Genomic DNA, 15,966 nt, shown 5'->3' on the forward strand with positions numbered 1-15,966 from the left:
GAGGCGGTACATCCTCGCGTCGATCGCGAGGAATGTCCATATAGCCGCTGATGGATGGATCTTGGGTACGTTTGTCGCAGGTCTGCCCGGGAACGGCAGCAGGCATGACGAAACCACGTGTGGTGATCGTGGGGGCCGGGTTCGCCGGGTACCACGCGGCCAAGACGTTGCGCCGACTGGCCCGCGACCGGGCCGAGATCGTCCTGCTGAACACGACCGACTACTTCCTCTACCTGCCGCTGCTGCCCGAGGTGGCGGCCGGCGTGGTGGAGCCGACCCGGATCGCCGTGCCGCTCGCCGGCACGCTCGACGGCGTCCGCGTGGTGGTCGGCGAGGCGGACCGGGTCGACCTGCAGAACCGGTGGGTCGGCTACCGCTCGATCGAGGGCGACCACGGTCAGCTCGCGTACGACCGGCTCGTGCTCAGCGTCGGCAGCGTCAACAAGCTGCTGCCGATTCCCGGCGTGACCGAGTACGCCCACGGCTTCCGCGGCCTGCCCGAGGCGCTGTACCTGCACGATCACGTGGTCCGGCAGATCGAGCTGGCCGAGCTGACCGACGACCCGGCCGAGCAGCGGGCCCGCGCCACGTTCGTGGTGGTCGGCGCCGGCTACACCGGCACCGAGGTGGCCGCGCACGGGCAGCTGTTCACCGACCGGCTGATGGCCCAGCGCCCGCACCTGAAGGTCCGGCCGCGCTGGATGCTGCTCGACCTCGCGCCCCGGGTGCTGCCCGAACTGGACCGGCGGATGTCGGTCACCGCCGACCGGGTGCTGCGCAAGCGCGGCGTGGACGTGCGGATGAACACATCGGTCGCCGAGGCCACCCCGGACGGGGTGATGCTCACCGACGGCGAGTACGTCCCGACGTGCAGCCTCGTCTGGTGCGTCGGCGTACGCCCCGACCCGTTCGTGGCCGAGCTGGGGCTGCGCACCGAGAAGGGCCGGCTGGTGGTCGACGAGTTCCTCAACGTCCCCGGCTTCCCGGAGGTGTTCGCCTGCGGCGACGCCGCCGCCGTGCCCGATCCGACCCGCCCCGGGCAGGTGTGCGCGATGACCGCGCAGCACGCCCAGCGGCAGGGCAAGCTGGCTGCGCACAACATCGCCGCCTCCTACGGGCAGGGCGTGCGCAAGTCGTACAAGCACCACGACCTGGGCTGGGTGGTGGACCTGGGCGGCAAGGACGCGGCGGCGAACCCGCTGAAGGTCCCGCTGGCCGGGCTGCCGGCCAAGGCCGTCACCCGCGGCTACCACCTGCTCGCCATGCCCGGTAACCGGTCCCGGGTCGCCGCGGACTGGGCGCTCGACGCGACTCTGCCCCGCCCCGCCGTGCAACTGGGCCTGGTCCCGGCGAACGCGGTGCCGCTGGAGAGCGAGTCACCGGAGCTGGCCCGGCGGCGCTGAGCGCCGCGCACCCGCCGGCCGGCCCTCACCCGCCGGCCGGCGGCCGCTGCGCCGGCTCACCGTCGGCCGGCTCCGGCAGGGCCTGCCGCCCGGCCGGCACGAACTCGCGCAGCAGCACCTGCGCGATGCCGGCCGCCGGGATCGCCAGCAGCGCGCCGACCAGGCCGCCCAGCTCCACCGCCAGCAGCAGGCTGACCAGCACCGTCAACGGGTTGAGCCGCACCGCGCGGGCCATGATGACCGGCTGCAGCAGATGGTTCTCCACCTGCTGGTAGACCACGAAGAAGACGAGCACCACGATGCCGGCGGTGGGGGAGTGCACGAATCCCGCCCCGGCCGCGGCGATCGCCCCGAGCGTGGCGCCGACCAGCGGGATCAGGTCCACCACGGCGACCGTCAGCGCGATCACCGCGGCGAACGGCACGCCGAGCAGGAACAGCACGACGAACGTCAGGCCGCCGCAGATCACGCTGATCAGCACGTTGCCGCTGAGGTAGCCGGTGACGATCCGGGACGAGTCACGGCCGATGCGCCGCAGCCGCCGCGCCGGGCCGTCGCCGACCAGCCGCAGCGTCGCGGCGACGATCTTCGGCGCTTCCAGCACCATCAGGTACGCCAGCACCACCACCGTGACCAGCGCGGTCACCGCCTGGGCCACGCTGCGGACCACCCCGACCGTCGGATCGCCGAGCCGCGAGCCGAACCGGCGCAGCTGGCCCGGCTCGGCGTACCGGAGCAGGTGGAAGCGGTCCAGCAGCCGCCCGACCGGTCCCCGCCCGGCCTGGGCCTCGCGCACCAGCTCCGGCAGCCGGTCGGCGAAGCGGGCCACCTCGTCCACCAGCGGCACCAGGATCAGCGCGCCGACCGCGGCGAACAGCGCGAACGCGGCCAGGAACACCAGCAGCGTGGCCAGCGCGCGGCGGCGTACGCGCCGCTGCAGGCGGTCCACGAGCGGTTTCAGCGCGACCGCGAAGAACACCGCCACCAGACCCCACACCAGCACCCGCCGGGTCGCCCAGACCAACGCCAGCCCGACCACCGTGGCGAGGACCAGCCCGATCACGACAAGCGTCCGGCGCGCGGTGGACCGGTCGTCGGCGGTGCTCATCCGGCGCGGCTACCCGCCGCGCAGGCCGGAAAACCGGCTCAGCCCAGGTCGGCGTCGGTGACCGGGAGGGCGCCGGCGGCGAACGCGTCGAGCGTCGCGTCGTGCAGCACGGTTCCGGGCACCGGATCGGCGGCGGCCCGGGCGGCGAGCCGGCGCGCCGGCAGCCGTCCCGGCGTGGGCGATGCGGCCAGCACCACGTTGCCGTACCGCCGTCCGCGCAGCATCCGCCGGTCGGCCACCAGGCAGACGTCGGCGAACACCGCCCGCAGCGTGGCCACCTGCCCCCGGGTGTGCGCCAGCGGCGGCAGGTCGGTGAGGTTGATCAGATAGATGCCGTCCGGGCGCAGCACGCGGGCCACCTGCGCCGCGAACTCGACCGCCGCCACCTGCGGGGGCATCCGGGCCGCCCGGTACACGTCGGCCACCACCACGTCGTACGCCATGGACGGCGCCTCGGTGACCGCCTCCCGGGCGTCACCGATCGCGACCACCACCTCCGGCGGCAGCGGCGGCAGCTTCCGCCGGACCAGGTCGACCACGCCCGGGTCCCGCTCGATCACCCGCTGCGCGGAACCGGGCCGGGTGCGCGCGAGCCAGCGCGGCAGTGTGAGCGCGCCCCCGCCCAGGTGCAGCGCGGTCAGCGCCGCCCCCCGCGGGGCGGCCAGGTCGATCGCGGCGGCGATCCGCCGCACGTACTCGAAGTGCAGGTACCGGGCGTCGGCCACGTCCACGTACGACTGCTCGACCCCGTCGGCCAGCAGCGTGCGCCCGGACGGGCGGGCCGGGTCCACCACGATCTCCAGGGTCTCGGTGTCGTCGTGATCCACGGCGGCACACGGTACCGCCCGGCCACGGGTGGCCCCGGCCCGCGGGGGACCGGGACCGTTCCGCCGCCGGGTCAGCCGGCCGCCATCCCGGCGCCGGCCTCGTCGACTGCCGCGTCCACCCGGTGCGCGAGGTCGACGTCCGCCGCGGTCACGCCGTCGACCTGCTGTGTGCGGACCGTCAGCACGGCGTTGTCCGGGTCCGGCCGCCCGATCTGCGGCGCGCGCCCGGCCTCGGCCTTGAGCTGGTCCAGCCGGTCGAGCACCCGGTCCAGGTTGCCGCCGGGCAACTCGATCGTGCGCACCAGCGACCGCCGGTCGCTGGACCAGTAGGGCAGCGCCGCGAGCGCGTCACGCAGCTCCGGCTCGGTCAGTGGCGCGGTGGCCGAGGACGCGCCCACCAGGCCGCCGCCGAAGTCGGTCGGCCCGAGCAGGTCACGCAACTCGTCGGGTACGCGCAGCGACTCGACCAGCTCCGCGTCGGCCTCATTGAGCGCGGCGAGCGTCGCCTCGGCCTGGTAGCGCGCCTGCTCCGGGGTGAGGCGGCTGTAGCGGCCGACCTCGGCCAGGAACCCGGGCAGGTCGCGGCGGGGTTCCATGCCATAGACCGGCACCACGTCGTGCAGGGTCAGCGGCACCGCCTCCAGCAGTCGCTCCCGTGCCGCCTCGTCCAGCGCCTGGGCCAGGGCCAGCACGGTGCCCTCCGCGGCGACCTTGGCCGTGGTGAAGTCCACCCCCGCGCGCCGGCTCACGTCGTCGACGAGATCCCGGTAGCTCATCGAGACCCCGGGTGACGGCGTCGGGTCCGGCAGCGGGCGCTGCTGCTCCGCGACGGCGACCGGCGGCGGCGCGGGACCGCCGCGCGTGGTGTCCGGCTTGTGCCGTCCGGCCGGCGGCGGGCCGGACCGGTCGTGCCGGTCCAGCGAGGTGACCTGCTTGGACGCGCTCAGGCTGGCGCCGGTCTGGCTCGGCCGCAGCCCTCGCTCGCGGGCCTCGCGGGCGAGAGCCCGGCGGCGCTGGTTGTCGCCCTCCATCTGCTTGCGCATCGTCGCACCTCGTTCCTGGTCGGTTGCGCTTGCGCCGACCGCGTTCCCGGCGCTGCCGGGAAGCTAACGGGAGGCCCGCCCGGCGGAGGCTTCACTCGCTGCGGGTGAGGAGCGCTCACCCCGGCGGGCGGCAGGATCGGATGGACCGGACAACTTCCGACGCACGCGGAAGGGCAGGTCGACATGAAACGGATCGTGGAGATCGTCCCCGCCCGTCCCGGGTGGTACGCCCGCTGGCGGATCGGCCCGGACGTCACCCGCTGCTACCCGGTGACCCTCTGGGCGCTGCTGGAGCACCACGACGGCACCGGGCGTGAGGTGATCGGCGTCGACTGCGTCGGGCAGTGGCCGGGCGCGGACGACGACGGTGCTACCGGAGACTTCGTCCGTTACCTGTTCCAAACGCCCGATTCCGGCGCGCCGGAGGACGCCGAGGCCCCGATCGTGGGAGAGCCGCACACCACCGGCCCGCGCCGGCAGGCCGCGCCCGCCGCCTGAGCCATCCTCCCGGCCCCCGGCCCCTGGTCCCAGGGCCGGGGGCCACCCCTTCCCGGCAACGGCGTGCCGCGCGGTCAGCCCACCTCGCGGGCGCCGCCGGTCACGTCGCGGGGCGGGGCGGCCAGCAGCTCGGCCAGGCCGGTGCGGTCCAGCAGATGCCGTACCTGCGGATTGGTGTTGCGCAGCCGGACCGCGCCGGTGCCGGAGCGGTGGATCACCACGAGCGCGCTCAGCCCGGACGAGTCGCAGAGGACCACGCCGCCGAAGTCGAGCTCCACCTCCTGGCAGCCGTCGCGGCGAAGCCGCGCAACGGCCTCGACCAGTTCCGGGGCGGTGTCGTAGTCCAGCTCACCGGCCAGCCGCACCCGGACGGCGCCGGCGTCGAGCCGGTCCACCTCGATGGTCAGCATCTGGGAGGGCACGCTCCCATGTTCCCAGCCGGACCCCGGCGGGAAACCCCCGGGGTCACGCGGAGGCGGCCGAACCCGTGGCGGGCGGCCCGGTCCGGTCGTCGACCGGCGCACGGTCGAGCAGGCCGGTGACGCCGGTCAGGTCGAGAATGGTCTCCAGGAACCGCGGGACCGCGCGCAGCTCGATCCGGGTGCCGACCTGCTGCCCCTCCCGCCAGGCGTGCACGATCACGGACAGGCCGGTGCTGTCCAGGAACAGCAGGTCGGCGAAGTCGAGCACGAGCGTCGCGGGACGCCCGGCGAGCAGCCGGTCGACCTCCGCGCGCAGCGGCGCCGCGGTGGCGTAGGCCAGGTCGCCGCCGACGCCGATCACCGGGACGGCAGGGTCGGAACGATCCACGGAGATGCTCAGCGGGGTCGCCTCGGACCTTCTGCGTTGAGGAACCACCATCACGCCTTTCCGCACGCTGCCGGTCGGGCAGGGATGCCTGGATCGTAACAACAGCGGCACCGCCCCGCTGGGCGCGCGCGGGCCGGCCCAGCAGCGTCGGCTGGGTGGCGGTACCGGCATACCGGCGTAGTGTGGGGCGAAGAGATGTGGCCACAGGCGCCGTGCGGCGCCCCGGGGGTGCCGACGAGGAGAGTGGGGCTCAGCTGGTGACTGCTGCCGACGTCAGGGGTGCCGACCCGGGCGACGGACGGATCTCCACGCCGAGTGCCGCACGGGTCCCGGCGTGGTCCGCCGCCGCTGCGGCGACGCCTGCCCTGCCGCCGCTGGCAGCCGACCGCGGCCCCGCCGTCCCGGACTGGTCCGAGGTCGTCGAGCACTTCCGGGAGGGCCTTGTCGTCTGCGACGCCGACGGTGTCGTGCGGCACGTGAGCCCCGTCGCGGAGCGCCTGGTCCCCGAGGTGACCGCCGGCGAGCTGCTCGCCGCGGCGGGCGTGGACGCGCTGCGCGGCGACGGCCCGGCGGAGTTCACCCACCACGGGCGACGGCTGCGCGTACGGCCGGTCGCGCTGTCCGGTCACCGGCGCTGCTGGTACGTCGAGGACGTCACCGAGAGCGTCAGCCGGGCCGACGCGCTGCTGGCCGAGCGGGCCCGCTCGGCGTTCCTCGCGGTGGTCGGCGAGAAGCTCGGCAATCCGCTGCACCCCGACCGGGCGGCCGCCGCCGTGGTCCGCCTCGCCGTGCCGACGGCGGCCGACGTGGCGGTCCTGGTGCTCGCCCCCCGCTCCGGCCGGTCCCGGTGGTGGCGGGCGGTACGCGCGGACGACCAGGCGCCCGTGGTGGACAGCGGCGTGCTGCCCGCCCCGGCGCTGCCCGTGGCCATCGAGGCCGGCCTGTCCGGCGCCGAGCCGCACGAGCTGGACTGGCTGGTCGAGCAGGCCGCCGAGGCGGGTTGGCTGCCCGGTCTGGACACCTCCGGCGCCGTCGCCCGGGTGGTGCCGCTGCCCGGCCGGGATGCGCCGGCCGGCGCGCTGCTGGTGGCCCGCCGTGCCGACCGCTGGTACGACGAGGCCGATGTGGACCTGATCCGCGCGTTCGCGGCACGGGCCGGCGCGGCGCTGACCACCGCTCTGCTCTACCGCGACCAGGCCGAGGTCGCCGACACGCTGCAGGCCAGCCTGCTGCCGGTCGAGCCGGCTCCCGCGACCGGCGTGCAGTGGGGCACCGCGTACCGGCCCGCGCAGGCCGGCCTGCGCATCGGCGGCGACTTCTACGGTTCGCACCAGCTCACCGACGGCGGGTCGGTCTTCTTTCTCGGTGACGTGTCGGGCAAGGGCGTGGAGGCGGCCGTCTTCACCGGCCAGCTGCGCCAGTGCCTGCAGGCGCTGCACCGGGTCGAGAGCCAGCCCGGGCGGCTGCTGAAGCTGCTCAACGACGCGCTGCTGGAGACCACCCAGGCACACGGGCAGGGCCGGTTCGCCACCATGGTCCTCGGCGTGGCGCGTCCGCACCGCGACGGCGGCCAGACCCTGACCCTGGCCGGTGGCGGGCACCTGCCCCCGCTGGTGCTGCGGGAGTCCGGTGACGTCGAGGTGGTGCCGTTGCGCGGCATGCTGATCGGCGTGGTGCCCGATCCCCGCATCGGCGAGGTCACCGTGCGCCTGGCGCCGGGGGAGACCTGCCTCTTCTACAGCGACGGCGTGACCGAGGCGCGGGGCGGCCGGCGCGGCGACGAGCAGTTCGGCGCCGAGCGGCTGCTCAACGCCGTGGCCGGCTGTAACCGGATGCCGGCGCCCGCGCTGGCCGAACGGGTCGAGCAGGTGACCTGTGACTGGCTCGCGCACGGCGACCACGACGACATAGCGGTGCTGGCGCTGCGGGCGACCGGCCCGGCCGGGCGGGCGCCCCGGCACCTGCACGCGGTGCCGGAACCGGCCGCGGCCGAGCTGACGAGGGAGTGGTCCGCGTGACAGTGCCGACTGTCGGGGTCGATGCGGGTCACGCCTTCGCCCGCTACCTGGAGTGCCTGGCCGACGCGGACGAGTCCGCCGCCGTGGCGGTGGCCGTGGGGCTCCTGGAGGCGGGCGTGCCCGCCGAGCGGGTGCTGCTCGACCTGGTCGCGCCGGCGCAGGCCGAGGTGGGCGAACGGTGGGCGCGCAACGAGTGGAGCGTCGCCGAGGAGCACGCCGCCACGCACATCAGCGAGCGGGTGGTGGCGGCGGTGGCCGCGTACGCCGATCCCCGGCCGACGCGGGGACGGATCGTGATGGCCTGCATGGACGGCGAGTGGCACGCGCTGCCGGCCCGGCTGGTGGCCGAGGTGCTGCGGTTGCGCGGCTGGCAGGTCGTCTTCCTCGGCGCCAGCGTGCCCGCCGCCCACCTGGTCTCCTACCTGCACCGTTACGACGCGGAGGCGGTGGCGCTGGCCTGCGCGCTGCCGATGCGGCTGCCGCACGCCCACCGGATGGTGGAGGCGTGCCGCCGCTCTGACGTGCCGGTGGTGGTGGGTGGCCGGGGCTTCGGCGAGGACGGCCGCTGGGCGCGTGTGCTGGGTGTGCCGTGGGCGCCGGACGCGCCGGCCGCGGCCGACCTGGTGGCCGACGAGCGGGCGCTGCGTGCGGCGCCGCCGGCCCGGCTGGACCACCTGGCCGACGACGAGTACGCCAGCCTGGTCAAGCGGCGCGGCGAGTTGATCGACAGCGCCCTGGCCGACCTGCGGGAGCGGGTGCCGTCGGTGTCCGGCTACACCCCGGCGCAGCTCGACTCCACGATCAGCGACCTCGGTTACATCGTGGACTTCCTGGCCGCCGCGCTCTATGTGGACGACGGGACGCTGTTCACCGCGTTCGTCGAATGGCTGGTGGAGATCCTGGTCAGCCGCGGGGTGCCGGCGGGGGCGGTCGGCATGACGCTGGAGCACTATGGACAGCAGTTGCGCGACTTCCCGCGCGCGGCCGGTTTCCTCGACCGGTCCCGGGCTCTGGTCGGCGGCCTGTCTGCGGCGGGCCGCTGACGGCACCCGGATGGGCCGTCCCATATACTTGCACTACTGCAAGCGTTCGCCTGTGGTGGGGAGCGAGGGGGGCCAGGGTGACGTTCACCGTCACGTACGCCCAGCGGGACGGGGGCGGCGTCTGCCTCCGGCTCGCCGGTGAGCTCGACCTGGGCACGGCCCCCGAGCTGAACTCGGCGATCGACCGGCTGATCGCCGAGGGACAACGCGAGCTGCTGCTCGACCTCGCCGAGCTGACTTTCTGCGACTCCACCGGCATCGCCGCCTTCGTGCGCGGGGACAATCTCGTCGCCGCCGACGGCGGCTGGCTGCGCCTGACCGGGGCGACCGGCCGGGTGGCCCGGGTGCTGCAGGTGACCGGGCTGGCCGAGGTGCTCCGGTACGCCCGTGGCACCGTCGACCCGGCCGCGCCGGCCGCCTCCTGATCCGGTACATTTCCCCGCCAGCAACCGGCCGTGCGGCCGGCCGCCCTCCTCGAGACAAGCAGGTAAGACGATGGGTCAGAGCAGCCCGAGCCCGGTTCGCATCCTGGTGGTGGACGACGATCCGGGTGACGTCCTGATGATCGAGGAGGCGCTCGCCGACTCCGACGTCGACAAGGTCATCGACGTGGTCGCCGACGGTCAGGAGGCGATGGAGTTCCTCCGGCGCGAGGGCCGGCACGCCGAGGCGCAGCGTCCGGACGTGATCCTGCTGGACCTGAACATGCCCCGGATGGACGGGCGGCAGGTGCTGGGCGAGGTCAAGGGCGACGAGAGCCTGCGGACCATCCCGATCGTGGTGCTGACCACCTCCAACGCCGACACCGACGTGGTCAGCAGCTACACGTTGCAGGCCAACGCGTACGTGACCAAGCCGATCGACCTGGACGACTTCAACGACGTGGTACGCCGCATCGACGAGTTCTTCGGCCGGGTGGTCGTGCTCCCGAAGCACCAGTAGGTGCGGGAAGTCCGGGCCTCCGCATCCTGAACATTTTGTGGGAACGGCCCCGCCCGTGAGCGACCGGCCCGCAGGATCGGCAGTGGGGACGAACACCGGCTGCCTGGGGGGCGACGCATGAGGTTCTCGGTGGTGGAGACCGGATACGACAGGCGTCAGGTGGATTCCTGCCTCGACGAGCTGAGCCTGCGGCTGGGGCGGCTGGCGGCGCGGGCGGAGGGCGCCGCCGGGGCCGGCCGGGAGTGGGATCAGATCCGGTCCGACGCCCTGCACCTGTGCGACTTCCTCCACCGGCGGACCGCGCCGGTCGAGGGCCCGGAGGCGGCCCGCCCGTCGCCGGCCGAGCGGGAGGCCGCCGAGCTGCTGGCCACCGCCCGCGCCGAGCTGGAGGCCGCCCGCGAGGAGGCCCGCCGGTTGCGGGAGGAGGCCTACGCCGACGCTCTGCGGGCCCGCCGCGAGTTCGAGGCGGCCCTGCTGGCACGGCGTCGCCGCGAGTCCCGGGTGGACGAGATCCTGGCCGGCGCGCACGGCGAGCGGGTGCCGGTGGACACCCCGACCGCCGCCGCGGGCGTGCGGCCCGGCGCCGCCTGACCGGTCGGGGTCAGGTCAGCGCCGCCACGATCGTCGCGGCCCGGTCCTCGTGCCGGGCGTACGCGTCCGGGTACGCGGACACCTGCACCGCCTGGGCGGCGGCGGTGACGCTCATGTCCGCCCAGCCGGGCACCTCGCGCAGGGCGGTGTAGAAGGCGCGGGCCGCGTACGAGGGTCGCATGAGCTGGGCGACGGTGCCCCAGCCGCTGCTGGGGCGCTGCTGGAACAGCCCGACCGAGTCGTGGTCGGAGCCGCTGCCCTGGTGCGGGTGGTCGAAGGACTCCGGGAGCACGTCGCTGGCCAGGTTGTAGAGGTTGCTCTCCTGCATCGCGGTGGCCACCGCCACGACGAGTGCCCGGCGCGGCATGCCCATGTCCCGCCCCACGTCCACGATGATCTTCGCGTTGTTCATCTGCCGCTGGTCCAGCCCGGCGACCGGCCGCGGGTTCTTCGGGCGGGCGGGCTTGCGCGGCGGCTTCTTCGTCGACGCGGACGGGCTCGGCGTGACGGCCGGGGCCGGCAGGACCGGCGCGGCGGCGGCTGGTGGCGCTAGGCGGCTGAAGTCGCGGGAGGCCCGCTGCTCGGCGGCGGCCCGGTCGGCGACCGCCTCGCGTACGTCCAGCCGCGCGGGGCCGGTCTCGCCGACGCCGGCGACGCCGATCAGGCCGAGGCAGCAGGTGACGCCGGTGGCGACGGCGATCCGGCCCGGTACGGAGCGGGCCGGGCCGCGCCGGGGCGGCTCCGGGGCGCGGTGACGCCCCACTCTCCGTTCGGCTGATGCCGGGTCAATCGTTCGGCGAACCGGGCGGTTGGCGCGCAGCGGCTGGTGGGAGGGGTGGTCGGGAGGCACCCGCCGAGGCTAGAGAGCTTCCGGCCCGTTGCCATCGGGGTGATTGGTGGCATGCGCCACAATCTGCCGGATTCGCGGCCGACAATTCACTCGGCCGATCACCAAACAAGCGAACCTCGCGTACCCGGAACATGCCTCATGTCGGTTTAAGGCCGGGAAAGCGGACGCGAGCACGAGCAACCCGGGCCACGCGCCGCCCTCCACCGTTCGGAGGAGGGCAGGCTGGTCGAGCGGCCCGCCCGGCGCGGCGGCCCGCCGACCGGAAGCATCGACCGCCCCGGATGGCGGCGACCGCTGTGGATCATGGCGAGGCCCCGGCACGGTGACCCGGGCGCTCGTTACGATTCCGACGGTGACCGAGCAGAAGGCCGACGAGCGTGGCCCCGGAGAGCCGTCCGGCCGCCGGAGGCGGCGCGGACTCGTCGTCATCGCCTGCGCCGGGCTGCTCGCGGCGCTGCTCGCCGGCCATCGGGCGGTGCCGAACGTGCACGGGCTGGGCAGCCTGCTGGACAGCGCCGTTCCGCTGCTCGGCCTCGGCGTACCGGTGCTCGCGCTCGTGGCGCTGCTGCGCCGCTCCCGCCCGGCGCTGCTGGCGGTGCTGCTGCCGGCGCTCGTCTGGGCCGGCCTGTACGGGCGCGCGTGGCTGCCCCCGGCGGCCGGCGCGGCGGGCGCCTCGGTGCGGGTGGCCAGCCAGAACCTGCGTGTCGGCAACCCCGACCCGGCCGCCACGGTGGGCGCGCTCGCCGGCGACGGACCGGACCTGATCGGGCTCCAGGAGGTCGCCGACGGCGACCGGGTGGCGCCGGTCCTCGCCGGCCGGTACCCGCACCGCGCGGTGGTGTCGACGGTCGCGCTGTGGAGCCGGTGGCCGATCCGGGAGGCGCACGGCATCGACACCGGGCTGGGCTGGGACCGCGCGCTGCGCGCCGTGGTGGCCGCCCCCCGGGGCGACCTGACCGTGTACGTCGTCCACCTCGGCTCCGCGCGCGCCGGGCACACCGCCACCCGGGACCAGACCGTCGCCGCGCTGGCCGACGCCGTACGCGTCGACCCGGCGGAGCGGCTGGTGGTGCTCGGCGACCTGAACACCGCCATCACCGACCGGGTCTTCGACCCGCTGACCCGGCTGCTGCGCGACGCTCAGGCCGAGGCCGGGCAGGGATTCGGCTTCACCTGGCCGGCGGAGCTACCGGTGACCCGACCGGACCACGTCCTCTACCGGGGACTCACCCCCACCACTGCCGGGGTGCTGCACACCCCGGACAGCGACCACCGCGCGGTGACCGCCGGCTTCCGCTGGTGAGCGCTCAGTGCCGGCCGTTCTCCGCCGGGGTCACCGTGAGCCGGTGCCGGCTCGGGTCGCCGCTGGAGAACGGCCAGAGCCGGTCGGCGTACGCGACCAGGTCGGCCAGCTGATCCCGGGTCAGTCCCGCCGAGGAGATCTCGGCGTGCACGTCGGCCCGGTAACGGCCGTCGTCGTCGCGGCCCAGTTTCGCCTCTGCGGTCACCTGCACGGTGTGCGCCTCGTCGGTGATCTCCCCGGCCGCCTCCACCGCCGCGTGGTGCAGGCAGGAGGCGAACGCCGCGGCCAGGAGCTGCTCCGGCGTCAGACCGGTGCAGTGCGGCGCCAGCGGGGACGCCAGGGCGGAGGAGAGACCGCCGTCGTCGGTGCGTACGTGACCGCCCGCCGCGGTCGCCGTGGCCGTCTCGGCCAGCCAGGAACTCGGATCCGGCATCGCGTTCCTCCCGTCACTCACCGGACCGCGTTCCCGGACCCCGAGCAGCGAAACCGCGCCCGGGTGGGCAGTAGGAGCGCTCAGCCGACCCGGCCGCTCGGCGCGGCATCGACGGCCATCGCCTCGGTGGCCTCGGCGGCCGCCCGGCTGGTCCACGGCGAGACCTGCTCCGCGCGCTGGCGGGGCAGCACCGCGCTCATCGGCACGTACACCCGGGCGTCCACCGCCTCGGCCAGCAGCAGCGCGGCCATCGGGCTGGTCGGCCGGGCCGCCGGGTCGGCGTCGAGGCAGCTGCGGCACAGGTCGGCCACCTCGGGCGGCAGCCCGGGAACGTCGGGCAGCGGCCGGGGCTCGGGCCGGCGTCCCCCCGGCCCGAGCAGCCGGGTGGTGCTGTCCGCCTCGTACGGCAGGTGACCGGTGAGGCAGTAGTAGAGCAGCACGCCGAGGGCGTACATGTCGGCGGCCGGGGTGGCGGGCTGCCGGTCGAGCTGCTCCGGCGCCAGATAGGCGGGGGTGCCCACCACCACGCCGTCCGGAGTGTGGTCCGGCGCGCCGGCCGGGGTGGCGATACCGAAGTCGAGCACCTTCACCCCGCACGGGGTGAGGATCACGTTCGCGGGCTTCACGTCCCGGTGCACGATGCCGTGCGCGTGCGCGGCCGCGAGCGCGGCGCACACCTCGGCGCAGACCCGCGCCGCGATCCGCCAGTCCAGCGGCCCCGCGCGCAGGTGCGCGGCGAGCGTCTCGCCCTCGGCCAGCTCCATCACGATGTACGGCGCCGGCCGGCCGTCGGGCAGCGTGGCGGTGCCGAAGTCGTGCACGCTCGCGACGTTCGGGTGCACCAGGCGAGCCGCCGAGCGCGCCTCGGCCCGGATCCGCTCCACCGAGCCGGCCTCGCCGTCGAGCCGGGGCGAGATCAGCTTCACCGCGACGGTCCGGTCCAGCACACGGTCGTGCGCCCGCCAGACCTCCGACATGCCACCCAGGCCGGCCCGCTGTTCGAGCTCGTACCGCCCGCCCAGCGTCCGCATCGCCCACTCCTCGCCTCGTCCGGTGTGCCCTCCGGTCCCGCTACCCGGCCCCGGAGCTGTGCAAACCGGCGGGGGTTTCCATTCCGGCGGGGTAGCTTCGCGGCGAGGGGTCGACACAGGGAGGGCAGCGGTGGCTTCGGTGCGCGTACGGTTCGTCGGCGGTCCGGCCGACGAGCTGACCCGGGACCTGCCCGCGGGGCCGGACGGCGGGCCACCGCCCCGGTGGGTGCTGCGGCATCCCGAGGAGCCGGCCGAGGGGGTGGCCGACCACCTCTACGAACGCGACGAGCACGCCGCGGCGGGCGGCTGGACCATGCGGTACGTGCACACGTTCCCGTTCGGCGCGACCGAGTGAGGCTCAGCCCGCCCGGACGCCGGTGGTGCCGAGGATGACCGAGGCGACCAGCTCCGGATCGTCGTGCATCGGCACGTGGCCGCAGCCGGGCAGGTCCAGGTGCCGCGCGGCGGGCAGCCGGGTACGCGCCAGCGCCGCCTGCCGGTAGGGCAGGATCCGGTCCCGGGTGCCCCACGCCACGGTGACCGGCACCGTCGGCGCGCCCGCGTAGGCGTACCCCCGGCCGGCGCGCGCGACGGCGCGGAACGCCCGCGCCTGGCGCAGCGCGCGGGCGTCGGCGACCGCGTCGTCGAGGGTCATCCGGTTGGGCCGGGCCAGGATCATGCCCATCGCCAGCATCCGCAGCGCGGGCGCGGCGAACAGGCGGCGCAGCACCGGCTCGGGCAGCCGGGCCGCGTTGCGGTGCAGGGCGAGCACGGTCAGCGCCCAGCGCAGCTCGCGGGCGGTGCAGAACCCGGCCGGGGACAGCGCGGTGGCCGAGGAGACCGCGCCGAGCGCGGCGAGTTCCAGCGCGATCGCCCCGCCGAGGCTGTTGCCCGCGACGTGCGGGCGCTCCAGCCCGAACGCGGCGAACAGCTCGACCATGGCCGCGGTCAGGCCGGGCATGTCGGCGGGCAGCCCGGTGGCGGGCACCGGGGAGCGGCCGAAGCCCGGCAGGTCGACGGCTATCACGTCGTGCGCCTGCGCGAGCCGGTCCAGCACCGGCCGCCAGGCGCCGCCGTGGTGACCGATGCCGTGCAGCAGCACCAGCGTGGGCCCGGCGCCGCGCCGCTCGTAGACGACCTCCACCGGCGCGGTCACGGCCGTCCCTGCGGCGTGCTGGGGCCGAAGCCCCGCCCCAAGGCGCGGGCCTGTTCCTCGATCAGCGGCACGGTGGCCCGGGCGGTGCGGCCCACCAGCCGGTCGGCCAGCGGACTGACCAGCACCGACCGTACGGCCTGCACGCCGGCGACGGCGCGTGGCACGTACACCCGGCGGCTGCGCCGCTCGATCGCCCGGACGAACGCCTCGGCGCACTCGGCCACCGTCGTGGTACGCCGCAGCGGCCACGGCAGCTTCGTCAGCGCCGTTTCGAAGGCCGGCAGGTCGGCGCGCGCCTCGCGGACCAGGTCGGTGTCCACCCACGACGGATGGGCGGTGCCCACCGCCACGCCCCGGTGCGCCAGCTCCAGGCGGATCGCGTTGCCGAACTGCTCGACGCCTGCCTTGGAGGCGCAGTAGGCGGCCATGCCGGGCAGCGCGGCGAACGCCGCGGCCGAGGACACGATCAGCAGGTAGCCGCCCCGGTCGACGAGCGCCGGCACGGTCGCGGCGGCGGTGCGCATCACCCCGATCAGGTTGACCTCGACCGTACGCACCAGCGCCTCGACGTCGCCGACGGCGATCGTGCCGCGGTTGGCCACCCCGGCGTTCGCGACCACCGCGTCGATCCCGCCCAGCGCCGCCACGGTACCGTCGACCGCCTCGGCCAGCGCCTGCTGGTCGGTGACGTCGGCGGCGAACCAGGCGTGCCCGGGACCCAGCTCGGCGGCGAGCGCGGCGAGCCGGTCGGGTTCCAGCCCGACCAGTGACAACCGCGCGCCGCGTGCGGCGGCGAGGCGGGCGGTGTGCTCGCCGATGCCCCGGGCCGCGCCGGTCACCAGCACCACCTTGCCGGCCAACCGGCCGGAAAAACGACCGTCGATGGACATGCCGGGAAGTTACCACCGGG

Annotated in this window: 19 protein-coding genes; 9 read left to right on the top strand and 10 right to left on the bottom strand. The window is 75.3% G+C overall.

Annotated elements, in window-relative coordinates:
• The first annotated feature begins 104 nt into the window (after positions 1-104).
• Positions 105-1,403: an NAD(P)/FAD-dependent oxidoreductase gene (locus tag J3R08_RS14680; protein ID WP_209961634.1), complete on the top strand. Its 1,299-nt coding sequence runs from the start codon at positions 105-107 to the stop codon at positions 1,401-1,403.
• 25 nt (positions 1,404-1,428) lie between these two features.
• Here J3R08_RS14680 and J3R08_RS14685 read toward each other — a convergent pair whose 3' ends face one another.
• From J3R08_RS14685 to J3R08_RS14695, 3 genes are all read right to left on the bottom strand, one after another.
• Entirely contained in the window at positions 1,429-2,511 is a 1,083-nt protein-coding gene (locus tag J3R08_RS14685; protein ID WP_043324573.1) for an AI-2E family transporter, read from the bottom strand.
• Between the two features lie 38 nt (positions 2,512-2,549).
• Positions 2,550-3,338 (bottom strand): spermidine synthase, encoded by a 789-nt coding sequence (locus tag J3R08_RS14690; protein WP_208635184.1) that lies wholly within the window; start codon positions 3,336-3,338, stop codon positions 2,550-2,552.
• Positions 3,339-3,409: 71 nt separating this feature from the next.
• The gene (locus tag J3R08_RS14695) at positions 3,410-4,381 is read right to left on the bottom strand and encodes a DUF2267 domain-containing protein (RefSeq protein ID WP_209961636.1); all 972 of its coding nucleotides are present in this window, start codon (positions 4,379-4,381) and stop codon (positions 3,410-3,412) included.
• 183 nt (positions 4,382-4,564) lie between these two features.
• Between J3R08_RS14695 and J3R08_RS14700 the strand changes: the two genes are divergently transcribed.
• The gene (locus J3R08_RS14700) at positions 4,565-4,879 is read left to right on the top strand and encodes a hypothetical protein (protein WP_030504313.1); all 315 of its coding nucleotides are present in this window, start codon (positions 4,565-4,567) and stop codon (positions 4,877-4,879) included.
• Between the two features lie 74 nt (positions 4,880-4,953).
• Here J3R08_RS14700 and J3R08_RS14705 read toward each other — a convergent pair whose 3' ends face one another.
• Together J3R08_RS14705 and J3R08_RS14710 are read right to left on the bottom strand one after the other, a co-directional pair.
• Positions 4,954-5,301: an STAS domain-containing protein gene (locus tag J3R08_RS14705; protein ID WP_233514741.1), complete on the bottom strand. Its 348-nt coding sequence runs from the start codon at positions 5,299-5,301 to the stop codon at positions 4,954-4,956.
• A gap of 43 nt (positions 5,302-5,344) precedes the next feature.
• On the bottom strand, positions 5,345-5,689 hold the full coding sequence (locus J3R08_RS14710; protein ID WP_043324565.1) for an STAS domain-containing protein: 345 nt from the start codon (positions 5,687-5,689) through the stop codon (positions 5,345-5,347).
• A gap of 257 nt (positions 5,690-5,946) precedes the next feature.
• Between J3R08_RS14710 and J3R08_RS14715 the strand changes: the two genes are divergently transcribed.
• From J3R08_RS14715 to J3R08_RS14735, 5 genes are all read left to right on the top strand, one after another.
• Entirely contained in the window at positions 5,947-7,707 is a 1,761-nt protein-coding gene (locus J3R08_RS14715) for a PP2C family protein-serine/threonine phosphatase (protein WP_043324563.1), read from the top strand.
• Entirely contained in the window at positions 7,704-8,750 is a 1,047-nt protein-coding gene (locus tag J3R08_RS14720; protein WP_209961638.1) for a B12-binding domain-containing protein, read from the top strand. The genes J3R08_RS14715 and J3R08_RS14720 overlap by 4 nt, the downstream gene beginning before the upstream one ends.
• Positions 8,751-8,827: 77 nt before the next feature.
• Complete coding sequence (locus J3R08_RS14725; protein WP_209961640.1) at positions 8,828-9,175, top strand: STAS domain-containing protein; 348 nt, start codon at positions 8,828-8,830, stop codon at positions 9,173-9,175.
• A 70-nt stretch (positions 9,176-9,245) separates the two neighbouring features.
• Entirely contained in the window at positions 9,246-9,692 is a 447-nt protein-coding gene (locus tag J3R08_RS14730; protein ID WP_030504307.1) for a response regulator, read from the top strand.
• Between the two features lie 117 nt (positions 9,693-9,809).
• Positions 9,810-10,283: an ATPase gene (locus tag J3R08_RS14735; RefSeq protein WP_166456099.1), complete on the top strand. Its 474-nt coding sequence runs from the start codon at positions 9,810-9,812 to the stop codon at positions 10,281-10,283.
• Between the two features lie 10 nt (positions 10,284-10,293).
• Here J3R08_RS14735 and J3R08_RS14740 read toward each other — a convergent pair whose 3' ends face one another.
• Positions 10,294-11,133, bottom strand: coding sequence for a hypothetical protein (locus J3R08_RS14740; protein WP_181373787.1), 840 nt, complete (start codon positions 11,131-11,133; stop codon positions 10,294-10,296).
• 352 nt (positions 11,134-11,485) lie between these two features.
• On the opposite strand from J3R08_RS14740, the gene J3R08_RS14745 reads away from it, so the two are divergent.
• Positions 11,486-12,436, top strand: coding sequence for an endonuclease/exonuclease/phosphatase family protein (locus tag J3R08_RS14745; protein ID WP_209961642.1), 951 nt, complete (start codon positions 11,486-11,488; stop codon positions 12,434-12,436).
• A 4-nt stretch (positions 12,437-12,440) separates the two neighbouring features.
• Here J3R08_RS14745 and J3R08_RS14750 read toward each other — a convergent pair whose 3' ends face one another.
• Positions 12,441-12,869, bottom strand: a complete 429-nt coding sequence (locus tag J3R08_RS14750; protein WP_013285994.1) for an OsmC family protein — start codon at positions 12,867-12,869, stop codon at positions 12,441-12,443.
• Positions 12,870-12,949: 80 nt separating this feature from the next.
• A complete protein-coding gene (locus J3R08_RS14755) occupies positions 12,950-13,900 on the bottom strand; it encodes a serine/threonine-protein kinase (protein ID WP_064446162.1) in 951 nt (316 codons plus the stop codon).
• A 130-nt stretch (positions 13,901-14,030) separates the two neighbouring features.
• Between J3R08_RS14755 and J3R08_RS14760 the strand changes: the two genes are divergently transcribed.
• Positions 14,031-14,255, top strand: a complete 225-nt coding sequence (locus tag J3R08_RS14760; protein WP_043324550.1) for a hypothetical protein — start codon at positions 14,031-14,033, stop codon at positions 14,253-14,255.
• 3 nt (positions 14,256-14,258) lie between these two features.
• Here J3R08_RS14760 and J3R08_RS14765 read toward each other — a convergent pair whose 3' ends face one another.
• Together J3R08_RS14765 and J3R08_RS14770 are read right to left on the bottom strand one after the other, a co-directional pair.
• The gene (locus tag J3R08_RS14765; protein WP_064446161.1) at positions 14,259-15,056 is read right to left on the bottom strand and encodes an alpha/beta fold hydrolase; all 798 of its coding nucleotides are present in this window, start codon (positions 15,054-15,056) and stop codon (positions 14,259-14,261) included.
• Positions 15,053-15,946 carry an SDR family oxidoreductase gene (locus J3R08_RS14770; RefSeq protein WP_064446160.1) on the bottom strand — a complete coding sequence of 298 codons (894 nt, stop codon included), beginning with the start codon at positions 15,944-15,946 and terminating at the stop codon, positions 15,053-15,055. The genes J3R08_RS14765 and J3R08_RS14770 overlap by 4 nt, the downstream gene beginning before the upstream one ends.
• Positions 15,947-15,966 lie beyond the last annotated feature (20 nt).

It is taken from the genome of Micromonospora sp. HB375 (genome assembly GCF_017872985.1).
Taxonomy (GTDB): Bacteria; Actinomycetota; Actinomycetes; order Mycobacteriales; family Micromonosporaceae; genus Micromonospora; species Micromonospora chalcea.